The organism is Muricoccus harenae (assembly GCF_009848505.1).
Classification (GTDB): Bacteria; Pseudomonadota; Alphaproteobacteria; order Acetobacterales; family Acetobacteraceae; genus Roseomonas; species Roseomonas harenae.
Genome location: NZ_WWDL01000023.1, coordinates 36,178 through 52,894 on the forward strand (window position 1 = coordinate 36,178; position 16,717 = coordinate 52,894).

Annotated in this window: 18 protein-coding genes; 10 read left to right on the plus strand and 8 right to left on the minus strand. The window is 71.8% G+C overall.

All coding sequences use genetic code 11. The features are described from left to right. Nucleotides 1-26 precede the first annotated feature (26 nt). On the minus strand, nt 27-767 hold the full coding sequence (locus GSE44_RS16540) for an SDR family NAD(P)-dependent oxidoreductase (RefSeq protein WP_159349937.1): 741 nt from the start codon (nt 765-767) through the stop codon (nt 27-29). A 204-nt stretch (nt 768-971) separates the two neighbouring features. On the opposite strand from GSE44_RS16540, the gene GSE44_RS16545 reads away from it, so the two are divergent. Together GSE44_RS16545 and ggt are read left to right on the plus strand one after the other, a co-directional pair. Beyond that, nucleotides 972-2,177 (plus strand): MFS transporter, encoded by a 1,206-nt coding sequence (locus GSE44_RS16545; RefSeq protein WP_159349938.1) that lies wholly within the window; start codon nt 972-974, stop codon nt 2,175-2,177. Nucleotides 2,178-2,248: 71 nt separating this feature from the next. Further along, nucleotides 2,249-3,883: a gamma-glutamyltransferase gene (ggt, locus tag GSE44_RS16550; protein ID WP_201306112.1), complete on the plus strand. Its 1,635-nt coding sequence runs from the start codon at nt 2,249-2,251 to the stop codon at nt 3,881-3,883. 26 nt (nt 3,884-3,909) lie between these two features. On the opposite strand, the gene GSE44_RS16555 is transcribed toward ggt, so the two are convergent. The 5 genes from GSE44_RS16555 to GSE44_RS16575 all read right to left on the minus strand — a co-directional run bounded on the left by GSE44_RS16555 (nt 3,910) and on the right by GSE44_RS16575 (nt 7,414). Beyond that, nucleotides 3,910-4,716, minus strand: coding sequence for a lipid-binding SYLF domain-containing protein (locus GSE44_RS16555; protein ID WP_159349939.1), 807 nt, complete (start codon nt 4,714-4,716; stop codon nt 3,910-3,912). An 82-nt stretch (nt 4,717-4,798) separates the two neighbouring features. Next, entirely contained in the window at nt 4,799-5,425 is a 627-nt protein-coding gene (locus GSE44_RS16560; protein WP_235924891.1) for a histidine phosphatase family protein, read from the minus strand. Between the two features lie 62 nt (nt 5,426-5,487). Then, the gene (locus GSE44_RS16565) at nt 5,488-6,663 is read right to left on the minus strand and encodes a hypothetical protein (RefSeq protein WP_159349940.1); all 1,176 of its coding nucleotides are present in this window, start codon (nt 6,661-6,663) and stop codon (nt 5,488-5,490) included. After that, complete coding sequence (locus tag GSE44_RS16570) at nt 6,660-6,887, minus strand: hypothetical protein (protein ID WP_159349941.1); 228 nt, start codon at nt 6,885-6,887, stop codon at nt 6,660-6,662. The genes GSE44_RS16565 and GSE44_RS16570 overlap by 4 nt, the downstream gene beginning before the upstream one ends. Then, a complete protein-coding gene (locus GSE44_RS16575; protein WP_159349942.1) occupies nt 6,845-7,414 on the minus strand; it encodes a hypothetical protein in 570 nt (189 codons plus the stop codon). Before GSE44_RS16575 ends, GSE44_RS16570 begins: the two co-directional genes overlap by 43 nt. 283 nt (nt 7,415-7,697) lie before the next feature. Between GSE44_RS16575 and rfaE1 the strand changes: the two genes are divergently transcribed. Further along, a complete protein-coding gene (gene rfaE1, locus GSE44_RS16580; protein WP_159349997.1) occupies nt 7,698-9,149 on the plus strand; it encodes a D-glycero-beta-D-manno-heptose-7-phosphate kinase in 1,452 nt (483 codons plus the stop codon). A gap of 55 nt (nt 9,150-9,204) precedes the next feature. Here rfaE1 and GSE44_RS16585 read toward each other — a convergent pair whose 3' ends face one another. Then, nucleotides 9,205-9,762, minus strand: a complete 558-nt coding sequence (locus tag GSE44_RS16585; RefSeq protein ID WP_159349943.1) for a DUF4142 domain-containing protein — start codon at nt 9,760-9,762, stop codon at nt 9,205-9,207. A gap of 143 nt (nt 9,763-9,905) precedes the next feature. Continuing rightward, nucleotides 9,906-10,415, minus strand: a complete 510-nt coding sequence (locus GSE44_RS16590) for an MmcB family DNA repair protein (protein ID WP_235924893.1) — start codon at nt 10,413-10,415, stop codon at nt 9,906-9,908. Nucleotides 10,416-10,453: 38 nt separating this feature from the next. Here GSE44_RS16590 and GSE44_RS16595 point away from each other — a divergent pair, with 38 nt between their 5' ends. The 7 genes from GSE44_RS16595 (at nt 10,454) to GSE44_RS16625 (ending at nt 16,682) form a co-directional block, all read left to right on the plus strand. Next, complete coding sequence (locus GSE44_RS16595; RefSeq protein WP_159349944.1) at nt 10,454-10,978, plus strand: YcgN family cysteine cluster protein; 525 nt, start codon at nt 10,454-10,456, stop codon at nt 10,976-10,978. Next, a complete protein-coding gene (locus GSE44_RS16600; RefSeq protein ID WP_159349945.1) occupies nt 10,975-11,934 on the plus strand; it encodes a dihydrodipicolinate synthase family protein in 960 nt (319 codons plus the stop codon). Before GSE44_RS16595 ends, GSE44_RS16600 begins: the two co-directional genes overlap by 4 nt. Before the next feature lie 16 nt (nt 11,935-11,950). Then, nucleotides 11,951-12,265: a cupin domain-containing protein gene (locus GSE44_RS16605; protein WP_159349946.1), complete on the plus strand. Its 315-nt coding sequence runs from the start codon at nt 11,951-11,953 to the stop codon at nt 12,263-12,265. A 202-nt stretch (nt 12,266-12,467) separates the two neighbouring features. Further along, entirely contained in the window at nt 12,468-13,187 is a 720-nt protein-coding gene (locus GSE44_RS16610; protein WP_159349947.1) for a M48 family metallopeptidase, read from the plus strand. A 56-nt stretch (nt 13,188-13,243) separates the two neighbouring features. Beyond that, entirely contained in the window at nt 13,244-14,578 is a 1,335-nt protein-coding gene (locus GSE44_RS16615; RefSeq protein WP_159349948.1) for a hypothetical protein, read from the plus strand. Further along, nucleotides 14,536-15,948, plus strand: a complete 1,413-nt coding sequence (locus tag GSE44_RS16620) for a hypothetical protein (protein WP_159349949.1) — start codon at nt 14,536-14,538, stop codon at nt 15,946-15,948. Before GSE44_RS16615 ends, GSE44_RS16620 begins: the two co-directional genes overlap by 43 nt. A 425-nt stretch (nt 15,949-16,373) precedes the next feature. Further along, nucleotides 16,374-16,682, plus strand: coding sequence for a hypothetical protein (locus tag GSE44_RS16625; protein ID WP_159349950.1), 309 nt, complete (start codon nt 16,374-16,376; stop codon nt 16,680-16,682). The last annotated feature ends 35 nt before the right edge of the window (nt 16,683-16,717 follow it).

The window sequence follows — 16,717 nt, forward strand, 5'->3', positions numbered from 1 at the left end:
GCAATCGGCTCCCCGAGGAGCGACCCTCAAACGTGCTGGCCGCCGTTGATGTGGATTTCCGCGCCGTTCACGTAGGAGGAGGCCTTGGAGCAGAGGAAGAGGATGGTCTCGGCCACCTCCTCGGCCGTGCCCAGGCGGCGCATGGGGATCTGCCGCTCCACAATGTCCTCCGTGCCGGGGGAGAGAATGGCGGTGTCGATCTCACCCGGCGCGATGGCGTTCACCCGCACTCCATGAGCGCCGAATTCATAAGCCAACTCCCGCGTCAGCGCGGCCAACGCGGCCTTGGAACAGGCATAGGCGGCGCCGGCGAAGGGATGCACGCGCGAGCCGACGATGGAGGTGACGTTCACGATGCTGGCACCCCCGGATTTCAGCTCGGGGAAGAGGCCGCGGGCCAGGGCGGCGGTGGAGAAGAGGTTTACGTTGAACACCGAGGTCCAGATCGCATGGTCGGATTCCAGCGCGCCGAGGCGGCCGCCCTCCGCCCCCTTGGGCGAGATGCCGGCATTGTTGACCAGGGCGTGCAGCCGCCCTTCCGGCAGGCGCTCGCGCACGCGGCCCACCAGCTCCGCCACCTGCGCGGGATCGGAGAGGTCCGCCTGAAGATGGCCCCAGCGGGCGCCGGGCCAGCGGCATTCCTCCGAGAAGGGCTGTCGGGAGACGGTGAGGATGCGCCAGCCCTCGCCCTGGAAGCGCTTCACCGTGGCATGGCCGATGCCCCGGCTGGCGCCGGTCAGCAGCATGATGCGGGGGCTTTCGCTCATGGGCTGATGGCCCGCGCGGAGGGAAGTCGGTGTGGCATCGCGTCTTGATCCCGCTTCGAGGCGCCTTTGGGCGGCCGCCCGTGCCACATGCCGCGAGGCACCGGCGCGGCGCAAGCGCGCCTTCCCGGGATTGCGCCGCAAGCAACGGGACGCGCCGCCTGGCCCGTCCGGCGAAGCTGGGAAGCTACCGCCGGATCCGCCCCCATGCCGCATGCCTTCCGCCGTCTCGCCTGGTCCAACCTGGCCGCCCAGTCCTCCGAGCAGCTGGCCCTGGCGGCGGCGCCGCTGATCGCCGTGCTGGCGCTGGGGGCGGGAGCGGCGGAGACGGGGTGGCTGCAGGCAGCGCAGACCCTGCCCTTCCTTCTTCTCGCGATGCCGGCCGGGGTGTTGGCGGACCGCTTCTCCCACCGCCGCCTGATGATCGGCGCGGAGGCGCTGCGGGCGGTGGTGCTGCTGGCCATTCTTCTCCTCGCCGGGACCGGGCGGCTCGGTCTGGCGTCGCTGGCGGCGCTGGGCTTCCTCGGCGCGGCCGGCACGGTGGCGCAGGGGGTGGCGGCCCCTGCCCTGCTGCCGGGGCTGGTGCCGCGGGCGGGGCTCGCCGCCGCCAACCGCTGGCTGGAGCTGGGGCGCAGCGGCGCCTTCACGGCGGGGCCAGCGCTGGGCGGCGCGCTGATCGGCTGGATCGGCGCCTCGCCGGCCTATGGGGTGGCGATCGGACTATCCCTCCTGTCGGCTGGATTGCTGGCCGGCATGGTGGAACCGCCGCGCCCCGCCCCGGCGCGCCGGCAGCTGGGGCGGGAGTTGCGCGAGGGGGTGGGCTTCGTCCTCTCCCATGCGCTGCTGCGGCCGATCCTGGTGACGGCGGTGGTGTTCAACACCGCCTGGTTCATCCTGCTCGCGGCCTATGTCCCCCATGCCGTGCATCACCTCGGGCTGACGGCGGCCGGGGTGGGGGTGACCCTTGGGCTGTTCGGGGCGGGGATGATGGCGGGGGCGCTTGCGGCACCGGTGCTGGCCGCGCGCATTCCGCTCGGCGGGTTGATCGCCATCGGGCCATGTGTCGCGGCCCTTGCGGCGCTGCTGATGCTGGGAACGCTGGCGCTGCCCTCGGCGGCGCTGGCCGGGGCGGCGATGTTCCTCTTCGGCGCAGGGCCGATCCTCTGGACCATCAACACCACCACGCTGCGCCAGGCGGTGACGCCGGGGGCGATGCTTGGCCGTGTTTCGGCGGTGGTGCTCACGGCCACCTATGGTGCCCGGCCGCTCGGCGCGGCGATCGGGGCACTGCTGGCGGCGCGCTACGGGATGGGGGCTTGCCTCGCGGCCTCGGCGGCGGGGTTCCTGGTGCAGGCGGGGGTGATCCTGGCCTCGCCCGCGCGGCGCTTGCGGACGCTGCCGCAGCCGGCCTGATTCCCGCCAGCCCGGGGAGCGACGCGGGGCGGGAAACGGGGCAAGCTTCGCGCCCGAAGGAGTCGCCCCATATGCCGAGACCTGCCCGCCGCCTTCCGGCCGCCCGCGCCATGATCGTCGCCCCGCAGCCCGAGGCGGTGGAGGCCGGCGAGGCCATCCTGCGGGCGGGCGGCAACGCGCTGGATGCCGTGCTGGCCTGCGCCCTGGCGCAGGGCGTGGTCGATCCGATGATGTGCGGGCTCGGCGGGCTGGGCGTGCTGCATCTGCTGGACCCGAGGACCGGCAAGCATGTGATCCTGGACGGGCTTTCCGCCGCACCGAAGGCCTGCCGCGAGGACATGTGGGCGGATCGCTATGTCGGCGAGTGCCCGGATGGCTTCGGCTTCATCGTGAAGGATCATGTCAACGAGCTCGGCCATGGCGCGGTGACCACGCCGGGCATCCTGCGCGTCTTCGGCATGGCGCATGAGCGCTTTGGCCGCGCGGCCTGGGACAGCCTGTTCGCCCCGGCCATCGGCCTTGCCGAGGAAGGTTGGATCGTGCGCCCGCATGTGGCGACCATGTTCCACCTCGACGAGAAGGCCTATGGCCGCCTGAGCTATTCGGCGAAGCTCGGCTTCACCGAGGAAGGGCGCCGCATCTACATGGGCGCGGATGGCGCGCCGAAGCGGCTGGGCCAGGTGATCCACAATCCGGGGCTGGCCGATAGCCTGCGGCTGGTCTCGCGGGAGGGGGCGGAGACATTCTACACGGGCGCGCTGTCGCGCCGCATCGTCGCGGACATGCAGGCGCATGGCGGGCTGCTCTCGGCGGAGGACCTGGCGGGCTTCATGCCGCAGTGGCGGGAGCCGATGCGGGTTGATTACCGCGGCTATGGCATCGCGGTGCCGCCGCCGCCGGCGGGCGGTATCGTGGTGGCGGAGATCCTGCGCATCCTCGAGCGCTTCGACCTCGTCGCGCTCGGCCACAACACGCCGGACTACATCCGCGTGGTGGCGGAGGCGATGAAGACGGCCATGCGGGATAAGGACCGCCATATCGGCGACCCGGACTTCATCCCGCCGCCGCTGGAGCGGCTGCTGTCCGATACCTATGCCGAGGAATGCGCGGCGGGCATCCGCGCGGGCGAGAAGGTGTCGCTGCCGCGCATCGGCACGGATGCGAAGCACACCACCACCATCTCCTGCGTGGACGCGGATGGAATGGTGGTGTCCCTCACCCACACGCTTGGCCTGCCCTCTGGCGTCATCCCGCCGGGCACGGGCTTCATGCTGAACGGCGGCATGAACAACTACGATCCGCGCCCGGGCCGTGCGGGTTCCATCGCGCCGGGCAAGCGGCGCTTCTCCACCATGTCCCCCGGCATCGTCTTCGACGGCACCACGCCCGTTGCGACGCTGGGCGCGCCGGGTGGGGCCTGGATCGGCGTGGCCATCGCGCAGGTGCTGCTGAACCTGCTCGACTGGGGCATGACGATGCAGGAGGCGGTGATGGCGCCGCGCTTCTCCTCCACCAGCGATGCGATCGACATCTCCAACCGCATCCCGCGCGCCACGCAGAAGGCGCTGGAGGAGATGGGCTATGCGGTGAGGCGCAACCCCACCAGCTATCCCTTTGCCGCCGTGCATGGGATCACGATGTATGACGGCGCGATCGAGGGCGGCGCCGATCCGCAGCGGGACGGCTACGCCGCCGGGATCGCCTGATCCCTGGCGGCGTGGTCCGGTGCTGCCTAGCGCAGCGTCTCGCGCGTGACTGCGCCGCTCGGCGCGGCCTGCATCATCGGCGTGCCGCCCTGCTGCATCGGCGTGCCACCCTGGGCCGGCGCGGCCGCCATGGGCTGCTGGCCAGGGGTGCTGTAGCGCATCAGCGTCGCGCGCAGCGGATCGGCCGCGGGGTTATGCGCCTGCATGGCCACCACGATCTGCCGCGCGGCCACGGGCTGCCCGTAATAGCCCTGGTTGAAGTCGCTGCGGCTGGAGAGAAGCGAGCCTTCCAGCGAGATGCCGGCATAGAGGCCGCGCGTCCTGGCGAAGCTGACGATATCCGCGCCCACGGCCGCCGTGGTGGCGCCCGCGATGCCGGCGCCGATGGCGGCGACCGCCACGGAGGCGTCGGCGCCAATCTTGAACTGGCTGTCCATGACGGCGTTCAGGCCCTTATCCGTCAGGATCATCATCATCACCGACATGTCCTGCACGCCGATCTGCAGGCCGAAGCTGGCCGAGCCGATGGTGTAGAAGGCCGGCGAGGACCAGGACCCCGCCCCGTCACGCGCCGTCAGCACGCAATCCCCGCCCTGGCCACCGAACAGGAAGCCGGCGCGGAAGATCCGCGGGCAGATGATCACTGCCCGTGCCCGGGAGAGGGTGGTGTTGGCATCCCGCAGGGCATTCGGATCGCCGTCCGACATCATTTCCTGCACCGTCAGCGTGGCCCGGTCTACCAATGCCTGCTGCTCCGCCTGGGCGTGGGCCAGGCGTGGAACGGCGCCCATCACAGCGGCCAGCGCCCCAAGCGCGATCATCCTGCGTCGCATGAAGTTCTTCCCCCAACCCCTTGCTCTGCCGGGAGACTAGCGGTTCGGGCCGGGCTAGGCCAGCGCGGAGACCGGAGCTCTCTCAGGCGAGGGGCGGCTCCTCGTTCACGCAGCCAACCTTCCAGTGGCCGTCCTGGCGTTCCAACCTGGTCACCGACAGGTTCTTCACGCTGAACTGCAGGGCCTGGTAGGGCGTGAAATTGCAGGCATGGGCCAGGGCCGCGCGGATGGAGCCGCCATGGGCGACGATCACGGCATCGGCCCCCTCGTTCTCATCCGCCACCGCCTCCAGCGTCGGCCCGACGCGGGCCACCACATCGGAAAGGCTTTCGCCGCCGGGCGGCTTTTCGTCGGCGCCATGGTCCCAGAAGGGATGCGGCGGGTCGCGGAGGACGGCGGTGAACTCCTCATGCGTCAACCCCTGCCATTCGCCGAGATGCTGCTCCACGAAATGCGGCAGGTCGGTCAGCTCCTGCTCGGGATAGCCGGCGGCGAAGATGGCCATGGCGGTGGCGCGGGTGCGGGCCAGCGGGGTGCAGTACCACCTTGCCCGGGTGGGCAGGCGGCGGGCCAGCCAGGCATGGGCGGGGCGTTCGCGCGTCAGCGTCTCCTCGCAGAGGGCCACGTCCTTGGCGCCATAGACGGTGAGGCGCGCGGCGGCTTCCACAAGCGCATGGCGGATGAGGAAGATTCGGGTCATGTCCGGCATGGCGCCCTCTACTCCGCCGCGGAGCACCCGCCTACTCCCCGAAGTCCGGCCTCAGGCCTGCATCAGCGGCGGAGGTGGCGATCGGTCGCCCGGCCCTGGAAATGGGTGATGCCATTCTCCCAGCCCCAGGCAATGGCGGCGGCACGGTCGGCGCCGGTCAGGACCATGGTGATCCCCTCCCCTGCCAGCGCGGCTACGGGACCGGGGCTGGACGGGAGGGACTCGTCCCAGGCGAGGCGCACCATTCCCGCCCCCAGGCGGGTGGGCGGCAGCAAGGAGAGGACAGTCCCGCTTGGCGCCTCCAGCGCCAGCCCGTAGCCGCGGCTGACCGCAAGATCGCGCCCGAGCGCGAAGCCCGCGGGATCGGAGAGGACCTCGGCGGCGGGCACGGCGAGGGTGAGCATGGGGCGCACCGCCCCGGGCAGGCGGCCATCCAGGGCCAGGAAGGGTTCGGAGGTCAGGGCCGCCACCGATAGGGAGAGATGCAGCGGGGCCGGCCGGGCGAGGAATTCCAGCCGGGCGACGCCGGCCAGCATGAGGAGTTCCAGCGAAAGGCGCAGCCTTGCGGCCAGGGCCGGGACGGTATCCAGCCCACGGCCTGGGAGCAGCCGGTCCCGCAGCGCGCCGGGCATGGGCGCGAGGGCCTCGGCCGCCAGGGCGGACTCGCCTTCCGGCGTCAGGCGGCAGACGGGCTGGCGGCGCAGATAGGGGGCGGGATCGGCGCGGGAGAGGCCGGGAAGGATGGCGGCGAGGGCCTCCGCCTCCAGCGGCGGCGGCTCGGGCGCCTCGGTGCGCGCAGCCGGGGCAAGGCCGAGGCTTTCCTCGAGCCCCGCCAGCAAGGCGCCGGACTCCTCCGGCAGGCGCAGGGCGCGGAGGACCTGTCCGATCGCCTCCTCCTCCACCGCCCCATCCAGCACGCGCAGGATGCTGGGGCGCAGCGTGTCGGGCGGGGCCGTGGCCACGGCCATGTCGCCATCGGGCAGGTGGAAGACGCGGGCGCGGCGCGCATGTTGCGGCAGGGCCAGCGCCTCCCGCAGAAGGCGGCGGTGATGCGGGCGGTCCAGGCCTTTCGGCAGGCGGGATAGGCGCAGCCAGAGGATGTCCCTCACCGCGCCGGAGGTGAGGCAGCGCCGCACCAGCGCCGCCAGATCCGCCGCACCGCCATCCGGCCCGGTCAAGGGCGGCGGATCCACCGGGCGCGCGACCCGGGTGATGGGGATGTCGAGGGCGAGGCTCATTCCGCGCGGCGACGCAGGGCGACGAGCAGCCGGTCGGCCTGCGGCCCGGCGAAGCGCGTGATGCCCCGCGCCAGGCCCCATTCCAGCGCCTCCGCCTCCGCCGCGCCTTCGAGCACCACCCGCGCCGGGTCCAGGGCGCGCCAGAAATCGGTGGGCAGGGCGTCCAGGGTCGGGTTGCGGGCTAGGTGCAGCACGACGCCAGGAAGATGGGCGATGTCCAGCAACGCCAGCAGCGCGGGACTGATCCCTGCGAGGGCGAAGGGCATGGCGGGGGGCGAGACAGGGCGCGCGGCGGCAGGACGGGGAGCAGCGCCGCGCCGGTGGCCGGCAGGACCTCCGGCGGCACGTCCAGGTGCAGTGGGCCATCAGCCGGCGGTAAGGAGGAAAGGGCCCGGCGCGCCACCGCATCCCAGCCATGCGCCTGCCAGGGCTCGCCAGCCCAGGCGGGACCGAGCGCGGCCGCGGTGGCGGTGGCGGACGGTAGCAGGCGAAGACCGGCCGGGCGCGGCACCCCGCCGAGGCCGAAGCCGAGAATGGGGCGGCGCTCCAGCAGGGCGTGCAGCGGCAGGGCGGCCAGGATGGCCTCGGGGCCGGTGCCGGAGGGTTCCGGGGCGGGGGGTGCCGCCACCGCCTCCGTCACCAGGACGGCATCCCGCCCGAGCAACACGGCGGTAAAGGGCGCGGCGGGGGAATTCCAGCGCCGGAGGCGCGGCCTCCAGCCGCCAGGCGCCATGCTCGGCGGAGGAGACACGGCCGCCGCGGTTGCGGGCGGCGTCCTGCAGCAGGGCATGGGCGACCCGATGGGCATCCGGCGCCAGGCCGGGGCCGGGGCGGAACAGCAGCGCTCCAAAGGGCGTTCGGGCGGCTGGCCCATGCTGGGCGGGAAGCGTGACGGGGATCATCGCAGGCCGAAATTGCGCCCGGAGGGGTTAACAGGACCATCACTACGCGCAACGGCCGGTTGCCACCCGCCCCAACGGCGGGCTACGCCCAGGGCGATGACTGGCCCAGCGCCCGATACCCCTATCCCGCCCATGGCGACCGCCGACCTGTCGGAGGCCGTGCGGGCACTCAAGCGCGCCTCCGTCCTCGTGGTCGGGGATGCGATGCTGGACCGCTATGTCTATGGCCATGTGAGCCGCATCTCGCCCGAAGCGCCGGTGCCGGTGCTGAGCGTGGACCGGGAGGTCGCCATGCCGGGCGGCGCCGGGAACGTGGTCCGGAACCTCACCGCCCTGGGCGCCGCGGTCGCCTTCCTCTCCGTGGTGGGGGACGACCAGGCGGGGTCCGACCTGACTGGGCTGATCGGCGGCCAGCCGGGCGTCGAGCCCTGGCTGCTGGTGCAGGGCGGCCGCTGCACTACCACCAAGACCCGCTTCATCGCCGCCGGCCAGCAGATGCTGCGCGCCGACCATGAGGTGGCGCGCGCCATCCATCCACGGCTGGCGGACCGGATGGTCCGGATCGCGCAGGACACCGTCGCGGCCACCAAGGTCATGGTGCTGTCCGACTACCGCAAGGGCGTGCTGGCCGGGGACGTGCCGGAGCGGTTGATCGCCGCCGCCCGGGCCGCCGGGCGCAAGGTGATCGTCGATCCGAAGGGCGACGACTACGCCATCTATGCCGGGGCCGATCTGATCACCCCGAACCGCGCGGAGCTGCGGCTGGCCACGGGGATGAGCGTGGAGAGCGAGCCCTCCCTCGTCGCCGCCGCCCGCGTGCTGCGGGACCGCCATGGCTTCGGCGCCGTGCTGGTCACCCGCAGCGAGGACGGGATGACGCTGGTGGAGGGAGATGCCATCTACCATTTCCCGGCCGAGGCACCCGAGGTGGCCGATGTTTCCGGCGCCGGGGACACGGTGGTGGCGGTGGTGGCCGCCGGCATGGCGGCGGGGCTGCCGCTCGCGGTCTCGGCGCGGCTGTCCAACATCGCGGCCGGGCTGGCGGTGGGCAAGGTCGGCACGGCGGTGGCGCGCGACAGCGACATCCTGGAGGCGCTGAGCGCCGAGCGGGGCGCGCTGCGCAAGGTGGTCTCCCGCATGAAGGCGACCGAGCAGGCGGAGCGCTGGCGGCAGCGCGGCTATCGTGTGGGCTTCACCAATGGCTGCTTCGACCTGCTGCACCCGGGCCATGTGCATCTGCTGGAGCAGGCACGGAGCTGGTGCGACCGGCTGGTGGTCGGGCTGAACGCGGATGAGAGCGTGCGGCGGCTGAAGGGCCCGACGCGGCCGGTGCAATCCGAGGCGGCACGGGCGGCGGTGCTGGCCTCCCTCGCCACGGTCGATCTCGTGGCGCTGTTCGAGGAGGACACGCCCGAGGCGCTGATCGAGGCGATCCGCCCCGACGTGCTGGTGAAGGGCGCGGACTACCGGGTGGACCAGGTGGTCGGCGGCTCGCTGGTGCAGGAATGGGGCGGGGTGGTGCGGCTGGCCGAGCTGCTGCCGGGCAATTCCACCACGGCCACCGTGGCGCGCATCCGGGGCTGACGCCCCAGGATGGAAGCCGGGGCACGGCGGCGGACCGCCGCGCCCCGGGGCCGCCTCAGCTGCGGCCCTGCAGCACGCCGATATCGATCAGGTGTTCCCGGATGCGGTCGCTGGCCAGCAGGGCCATGATCTTGTCCGGCATCGGCGCCTGGCTCCCGGCCATGGCCGTGGTCAGGTTCAGCAGTTCCTGATGGCCCTGCTCCTGCACCTGCAGGAACATCTTGTCGAAGTCAGCGCCGCTGGCGGATTGCAGGCGCTGCATCACCTGGGTCTTCTCGCCGCCGAAGCGCGGCTCGGGGAAGTTGTGCCCGGCCATCTTCATGGCCTGGGCCATGCCCTCCTGCTCGCGCACCTCGAAATTGGCGAAGCGCTTCACCTCGGCGCTCGAGGCCTTCTCCACGCCCATCCGCGCCGAGAGGAGGGAGAAGTGGCCGGCCTCATGCGTCATCATCGCCAGGCGCTCGGGTGGCATGCTGGTCATGTTGGCTGGCGGGGTATTGGCCTGCGGCGTGGCGCCCGGGCCGGGGGCGCGGCCTGCCGTTCCCTGGGCCATGGCGGCAACGGGAACGAGGGTGGCGCCCGCGAGGGCGAGCGAAAGCGAACGGCGTTGCATGGTGGCGATGCTCCCAGAAGACGCCCCCGGGGGGTTGGGGCGCCGGATGGAAACGGCCTGGGGGGGCAGTGGTTCCGTGCGATGGAATCGCCGGGCCTGGGTCGCGGGGCGCCGTCAGGTCCCGCAGGCGAGGCTGCGTACCGCTATTCGCAGAGGAGCGCGGCCCGCATCTCCTGGGCGCCCACCGGGTCGCACAGTGCGGCGAGCCGCCCCGCCGCCAGCACGGCATAGCGGTGCATGAGCGACTTCCGCCGCGCCCCGGCCAGGGGCCTGTGCTCCGTGTCCCGCACCATCTCGGCATCGAAGCCGTCGCTGACGATCAGCCCGACATCCTCCGGGATCAGCTCCTGCGGGAAGTCGCAATCCACGGCGAAATAGAGCCGGTCGCACCAGTCCCGGTATTCCTGCCACTTGAAGTCCGAGAGGAAGTCGCGCGGGCCGGACTTCACCTCGATGGCGACGAGATGGCCTTCGGGGGTGAGCGCCATGATGTCGAGGCGGCGGCCGCAGGGGATGGGCATTTCCGCGAGCGGCGCCCAGCGGTTGCGGGCGCAGAAGCGCATGGCGGCGCGGCAGGTGGTGGCCGTGCGCTCGGGGATGGTGAGATCCAGCGGCATGGCCTCCGTGTCGCGCCGGGCTGCAGGGCAGGTCAAGCTTCCCGTGCGATCCGTGCAGGGTGTAGGAGGGTGGCGTGTCCGATGCCCTGCCTTTCTGGAAGCGGAAATCCCTTTCGTCCATGACGAAGGCGGAATGGGAATCCCTGTGCGACGGTTGCGGCCGCTGCTGCCTGCACAAGATCCGCGATGAGGACACGGAAGAGCTCCATTTCACCAATGTCGCCTGCCGGCTGCTGGACACCCAGGGCTGCGGCTGCCGCGACTATGCCAACCGGCGCGATCATGTGCCGGATTGCGTGCAGCTGAAGCCGAAGATGCTGGCGGCGCTGGATTGGCTGCCGCCGACCTGCGCCTACCACCTCCTTGCCCGGGGGCAGGACCTGCCGGACTGGCACCCGCTGGTGACCGGCGATCCGGAGAGCGTCCATCGCGCCGGGATTTCCGTTCGCGGCCGCGCCGTCTCTGAGCGCGAGGCCGGGGCGCTGGAGGATCATGTCGTGACCTGGCCGGGGCGCTGGCCGGCGCGCCGCGCACCTCGCGCGGCGCCGGGGGCGCCCCCAAAGCCGGGCACGAAGCCAAGGGAGAGGAAAGCGGGATGAGCCAGGCAAGGACGGGGGCGCTGTATGGCGGGGTGAATGCCGCGCTGATCACGGCGATGCGCGGGGATCTGTCGCCGGACCACCAGCGCACCGCCGCCCATGCGAAATGGCTTCTGGCGAATGGCTGCGACGGGCTGGGCGTGCTGGGCACCACGGGCGAGGCCAATTCCTTCGGCCTGCGCGAGCGCCGGGAGGTCTTGGAGCAACTCGTCGCGAATGACGTGCCGGTCACCCGGATGATGCCGGGCACGGGCTGCACCAACCTGACCGACACCGTGGAGTTGTCGCGCCATGCGCGGGACCTGGGTTGCCCCGGCGTGCTCGTGCTGCCGCCCTTCTACTACAAGAACCCCAGCGAGGAGGGGCTCTACGCCTATTTCTCCGAGGTGATCGAGCGGATCGGCGGGGGGCTGGCCCTGTATCTCTACCACTTCCCCGCCCAGTCGGCGGTGCCGCTTTCGGTGGAGCTGATCGGGCGGCTGCTGGAGGCCTTTCCGGGCGTGGTGCGGGGCGTCAAGGACAGCACCGGCGATGCGGCCCAGGCCGAGGCCTTCATCTCGGCCTTCGCGGCGCGGGGCTTCGAGGTCTATCCGGGCGGGGACAACCTGCTGCAGCGGATGCTGGCGCTGGGAGCGGCGGGCTGCATCACGGCGGCCACCAACCTCACCGCGTGCTTCGCTCAGGTGGTCTATTCCAGGCGCACGGGGCCCGAGGCCGATGCCGCCCAAGCCATGATGAATGCCTGCCGCGCCGCCGCCGGCACCGTGCCGCTGATTCCCGGCCTGCGGGAAATTCTGGCCCGGAGCACCGGGGACGAGGCCTGGCGCCATATCCGCCCGCCCCATACCCGGCTTTCGCCCGCCCAGGCCGATGCCGTCTGGGCCGCCTGGCAGGCGACGGGCGCCCTTCCCCTCCCCGGCCTGGCAGGGCAAGGACTAGCCTCCGCCGCCGAGTGATTCCGAAGGGAGTCCCATGTCCGAACCGCTTCGCTGCCGCATCCCCGCCGTCGCCACCGTGCAGGCGGATGACGACACCGCCCGCGTCACCCGCTGGGACTTCCCGCCGGGGGCCGAGACCGGGTGGCACCGCCATGGCTGGGGCTATCTGGTGGTGCCCGTGACCGATGGGACGATGCTGCTGGAGGAGCCGGGCGGGGCGACGCGGGAGGCGAGCATCAAGGCCGGCGTCTCCTACACGCGTCCTCCGGGGGTGGAGCACAATGTGGTTAATGCGGGGACCGTGCCCTTCTCCTTCGTGGAGATCGAGTTCAAGGCGCATCCGGGCTGAGCCGGAGCCCGGCTGCGCATGGCGCTTGGTGCCATGCACAGCCGGGCGGCTGGTCAACGAGGCCGCAGGCAGATAGATCGCAAGCAACATACCTTTTAAGAAGTTGTTTTCTCCCGGCTTTTGCACCGCAGCGGCCACAGGACTTTCCATGGCTCTGTCAAGCCGTTGAACCGGACCCCATTGCGGGTCCATTCTCAGCTTCATGGAACATAACGAGATCGAGAGCGTCCCACTTCGCGCCCATCCCCTGGCGCTGCCGACGCCGACTCCGGTGCGCTGGAACCGCTCGACCCGGGCGCGCCGGGTTTCCCTTCGCATCGATCCGCGGGCGGGGGAGGTGGTGGTGACGCTGCCGCCCCGCTCTGGCCGGAAGGCGGGCATGGCGCTGCTGAACACCCATGCCACCTGGGTGAAGGAACGGCTCGGCAGCCTCGCCCCGGCGGTGCCGCTGGCCGAGGGGCAGCGCGTTCCGCTCGGCGGGGTGCCCCATACCATCCGGCACGACCCCGATGCGCGTGGCCCCGCCATCCTGTGGAACAGCGAAATCGTGGTGGCGGGGGACAAGGCATTTCTGGCACGCCGCGTGGGCGATTTCCTCAAGGTGGAGGCGAAGCGGCGCATCTCGGTGCTCGCCGCCGGCCATGCCGCGACCCTTGGGGTGAAGTTCCGCCGGATCACGCTGAAGGACACGCGGTCACGCTGGGGAAGCTGCGCCCCGGATGGCACCCTCGCCTTCTCCTGGCGGCTGGTGATGGCTCCGGACTGGGTGCTGGATTACGTGGTGGCCCATGAGGTGGGGCATCTGCGGGAGCTGAACCACTCCGACCGCTTCTGGGCCCATGTCGCGCGGCTGACGCCGCATCGGGAGGCGGCACAGGACTGGCTGCGGCGCCACGGGCCGACGCTGCTGCGCGTGGGGTGATTCACGCGCGGTTAGGGCGCAGGCCCTAGCTTCCGGGGGTTCGCGGAGGCAAGCCCATGGCGGGTGCCATCAGCAGCGGCACCGCCGCCTTCTACACGAGCTATCCCAGTGGCTACGCGCCGGCCACTTCCTCCACCGCAGGTGGCACGGGTGGGTCGGCGGTCACCGATATCGTGGACATCCGCGTGCCCCTGCCCGCGGGCGCCTTCACCGCCCGCGCGGGGGACAGCTATTCGGTGCGGGAGCTGTTCGGCTCCCCCGATGCGGCGCTGATGCGCGTGGCCCTGCGCGGGGATGGCGGCGGGCGGCTGGTGCTGCGCGGCGAGGATGTGACGGGCCGGACCGATTTCGATCCGCTGGACTACAACGAGCTGCAATTCGTCGCCGGCGCCGATGGCAGTGCGCAGGAAATCGTGGCGGTGGCGCGCAGCGGCACGAAGGATGCGGCGGGCGTCTGGCGTAACATCGCGGACAGCGAACCCGTGCAGATTACCGCCTGCGTCACCGGCATCCGCTCCATCGAGGCGGCCGCGGCGCTGCGGACGGCGGCACTGCCGGGCGAGGCGGATGCGGATGTCATCGGCCTCGTGCAGGACGCGACGATCTTCGCCGCCTATGGCACGCAGAAGGCCCCTGCCCTTTCGACCGTGGGGAATGTCACGCTGAAGGCGGGCGATGCGCTCGCGCTGCATGACCTGTTCAGCGCCGGGGCGGAGACGGCGCTGTATCGGGTGGCACTGCGCGACGATGCGGCGGCCCCTGGCGCAAGGCTGATGCTGGAGGGGGAGGACGTCACCCACCGGATCGACTTCACTCCCGAGGAATTCAGTAGCCTGCAATTCCTGGCAGGTCCCGATGGCAGCGCGGCGGAGATCCTGGTGGTGGCGCGGGCCGGCACGAAGGATGAGGCGGGGGTCTGGCGCAATATCGTGGACAGCCCAGCGGTGCAGATCACCGCCACGGTCACGGGGGCGCGCTCCGCCAATGCCGCGCCGGCGCTGCGCAGCCCCGTCGATCCGGGGGACGGGGATGCGGGCTTCCTGCGGATCGCGCAGGAGGCGGCGATCTTCGCGCCGCTGGCCGGGCGCAAGGCGCCAGTCGTGTCGGGACCCGGCGAGGTAACGGTGAAGGCGGGGGACAGCCTGTCCCTGCGCGACCTGTTCCCAGTGAGTGGAACCGTGGAGGCGGCGCTGTACCGGGTGGCGCTGCGCGATGAGCCGGGTGGGCCGTCCGGCGGGCGGCTGCTGCTGGACGGGGCGGATGTGACGGGGCGCACGACTTCTCGCCGCTGGAATTCCTGTCGCTGCAATATGTCGCGGGGCCGGAGGGCGGTGCGCAGGAGATCCTGGTGGTCGCACGGGCCGGACGCGAGGACGGCACCGGCGGGCTGACCGCCATTGCCGACAGCCCGCCGGCGCTGCTGCGCGCGGCGGTGACGGGAACGCGCTCCCTCAACACGGCGGAGGCGCTGCGGACGGCAGTGGACCCCGCCTCGGCAGATGCGGATTTCATGCGGGTGGCGTCGGAGGCCGTGCTCTATGCGCCGCTCTCCAGCCAGGTGGCGCCAGGCCTGTCCACGGCGGGCAACTTCACCGCCGCCGCCGGCGACCGCTACGCGCTGCGGGACCCGTTCACCTCGCCCTACAGCGCGACGGTGGAGGTGACGGGCTATCGCGTGGCGCTGCGGGATTCCGACCTGTCCTCGGGCGCGAAGCTGATGCTGGATGGGGAGGACGTGACCCAGCGGATCGGCTTCACGGCGGCGGAGTTCAATTCGCTGCAGTTCGTGGCCGGCACCACGGGCGGCGCGCAGGACATCCTGGTGGTGGCGCGCAGCGCGAAGGCGGATGGCACGGGAATCGTGGACAGCCGCGCGGTGCAGGTCACGGCCTCCGTCACGGGCGAGCGCTCGATCAACGCGCTGCCGGCGCTGCGGGATGCCTCGCCAGAGGATGCCTATGCGCGCATCGCGCAGGATGCGGCCGTCTATGCGCCCTTCGCCGGGCAGGTGGCGCCGCGCCTCTCCGCCGCGGGCGACTTCACGGCGGCGGCAGGTGACCGGTTCTCGATGAACACGCTGTTCGACACGGCGGGCGGCGTGTTCGACGAAGGCGCCAGCTATCGCGTGGCGATGCGCGACGATCCCTCCGGAAGCGGCGGCGGCAGGCTGATCCTGAACGGCGAGGCGGTGACGGGGCGCAGCGAGTTCACGGGGGCGGAATTCGCCGCCCTGATGTTCGAGGCCGGGCCGGCGGGCAGCGCGCAGGACCTGCTGGTGGTGGCGCGAAAGACGGGCCCCACAGGCCTGATCACCGACAGCCCGGCGCTGGAGATCACCGCCCGCGCCACCGGGACGCGTTCCATCAATGCGCTGGCGGCGCTGCGGACGGAGGATGCGGCGGAATCCGGCTTCGACCGCATCCTGCGGGACGCGGCGGTCTATGGCGGCACATCCGCCCCGGCCCTCTTGGCCACCATCCGGCCAGATCGGCCGGCCATCCCCGCACAGGCGCTGGCGGCAGCGGTGGGGGCCTATCGCGCGATAGGGGCTGCCCAGGCCGTGACCAGCCTCGACTTGGCCGGGCTCTTCGGCGGGGTGGTGGGGGCCAGCCATGCGGCTGGGGCGGGTTCGGCGCAGTTGGTGGAGTTGTCCAGCCTCGTGGCGCTGCTCGGCGGCGGCACGATGGGTGGGGTGCGGAGCGCAGGGCCGGATATCACGAAGCTGACCACGCTGGCGTTGCGGCTGGGCGGCCGAGGGTGAAAACCGCCTGGGGCGGTGCCCATGTGCCGAAAGGCGGTCCTGTGACGCCTGTCCAGGGCCGGCTGGTGCCGCGGGTCGAGGAGCGGAACATGGGCGGAGACGATCGTGAGGAGCCGGGCGAGTACGCATCGCCTGCCTGCTTTCTGCACGAGTTGGACCCAGGTTTCGCGGGGCTCACCCCGGCGCCGGCGGCCAAGCCGGCGCGCCGCAGGAAGAAGGCCGGCACGGCTAAGGCGCCGCCCGGACCGCCCACGGAAACTGGCTCGGAGGCTGATCGCTCCGCGTGACGGGAGCGTCTGCCGTGCCTGCGCGGCAGTGTGGGCGAGTGAAGGGCGCAGACCGGACGGATAGGGCGCCGGACCTTTCAATGGGCGGCGGCGGGTCCTAGCTTTCCGGCGTGCCTTTCGGACAGGAGAGGAGACATCATGAACGGCGATGATCTCGAACGGCGGATCAGGCGTCTGCGGACGGATGCGAAGGCCCTTTCCCGGCTTGCTCTTCTCTGGCGGCAGAAGCCGGAGGCCCCCGCGGCGACAGTGACCGGGGAGGAATGTGCGAAGAACGCCCGGAATTCCCTGCACCGGCTGGAGGCGCTGCGGCGCCGTGGCGAGGCCGGTGGGGCCACGGGAGAGGAATGCGCGCGGACGGCGCGGGATCCGCTGCGCCGCTTCGAGCCCCTGCGGCGGCGCGGCGAGGAGACTCCCATCCACTACGCCATGGGTCGCCATGGCTGATTTCCGGCTGAAGGACCGCGGAGCGCGATAGAGGG

Bases quoted from the DNA above. Each gene is read 5' to 3' on its own strand.
- GSE44_RS16540 (WP_159349937.1), bottom strand. From the start codon at position 767: ATGAGCGAAAGCCCCCGCATCATGCTGCTGACCGGCGCCAGCCGGGGC.
- GSE44_RS16545 (WP_159349938.1), top strand. From the start codon at position 972: ATGCCGCATGCCTTCCGCCGTCTCGCCTGGTCCAACCTGGCCGCCCAG.
- ggt (WP_201306112.1), top strand. From the start codon at position 2,249: ATGCCGAGACCTGCCCGCCGCCTTCCGGCCGCCCGCGCCATGATCGTC.
- GSE44_RS16555 (WP_159349939.1), bottom strand. From the start codon at position 4,716: ATGCGACGCAGGATGATCGCGCTTGGGGCGCTGGCCGCTGTGATGGGC.
- GSE44_RS16560 (WP_235924891.1), bottom strand. From the start codon at position 5,425: ATGCCGGACATGACCCGAATCTTCCTCATCCGCCATGCGCTTGTGGAA.
- GSE44_RS16565 (WP_159349940.1), bottom strand. From the start codon at position 6,663: ATGAGCCTCGCCCTCGACATCCCCATCACCCGGGTCGCGCGCCCGGTG.
- rfaE1 (WP_159349997.1), top strand. From the start codon at position 7,698: ATGGCGACCGCCGACCTGTCGGAGGCCGTGCGGGCACTCAAGCGCGCC.
- GSE44_RS16585 (WP_159349943.1), bottom strand. From the start codon at position 9,762: ATGCAACGCCGTTCGCTTTCGCTCGCCCTCGCGGGCGCCACCCTCGTT.
- GSE44_RS16600 (WP_159349945.1), top strand. From the start codon at position 10,975: ATGAGCCAGGCAAGGACGGGGGCGCTGTATGGCGGGGTGAATGCCGCG.
- GSE44_RS16605 (WP_159349946.1), top strand. From the start codon at position 11,951: ATGTCCGAACCGCTTCGCTGCCGCATCCCCGCCGTCGCCACCGTGCAG.
- GSE44_RS16610 (WP_159349947.1), top strand. From the start codon at position 12,468: ATGGAACATAACGAGATCGAGAGCGTCCCACTTCGCGCCCATCCCCTG.
- GSE44_RS16615 (WP_159349948.1), top strand. From the start codon at position 13,244: ATGGCGGGTGCCATCAGCAGCGGCACCGCCGCCTTCTACACGAGCTAT.
- GSE44_RS16625 (WP_159349950.1), top strand. From the start codon at position 16,374: ATGAACGGCGATGATCTCGAACGGCGGATCAGGCGTCTGCGGACGGAT.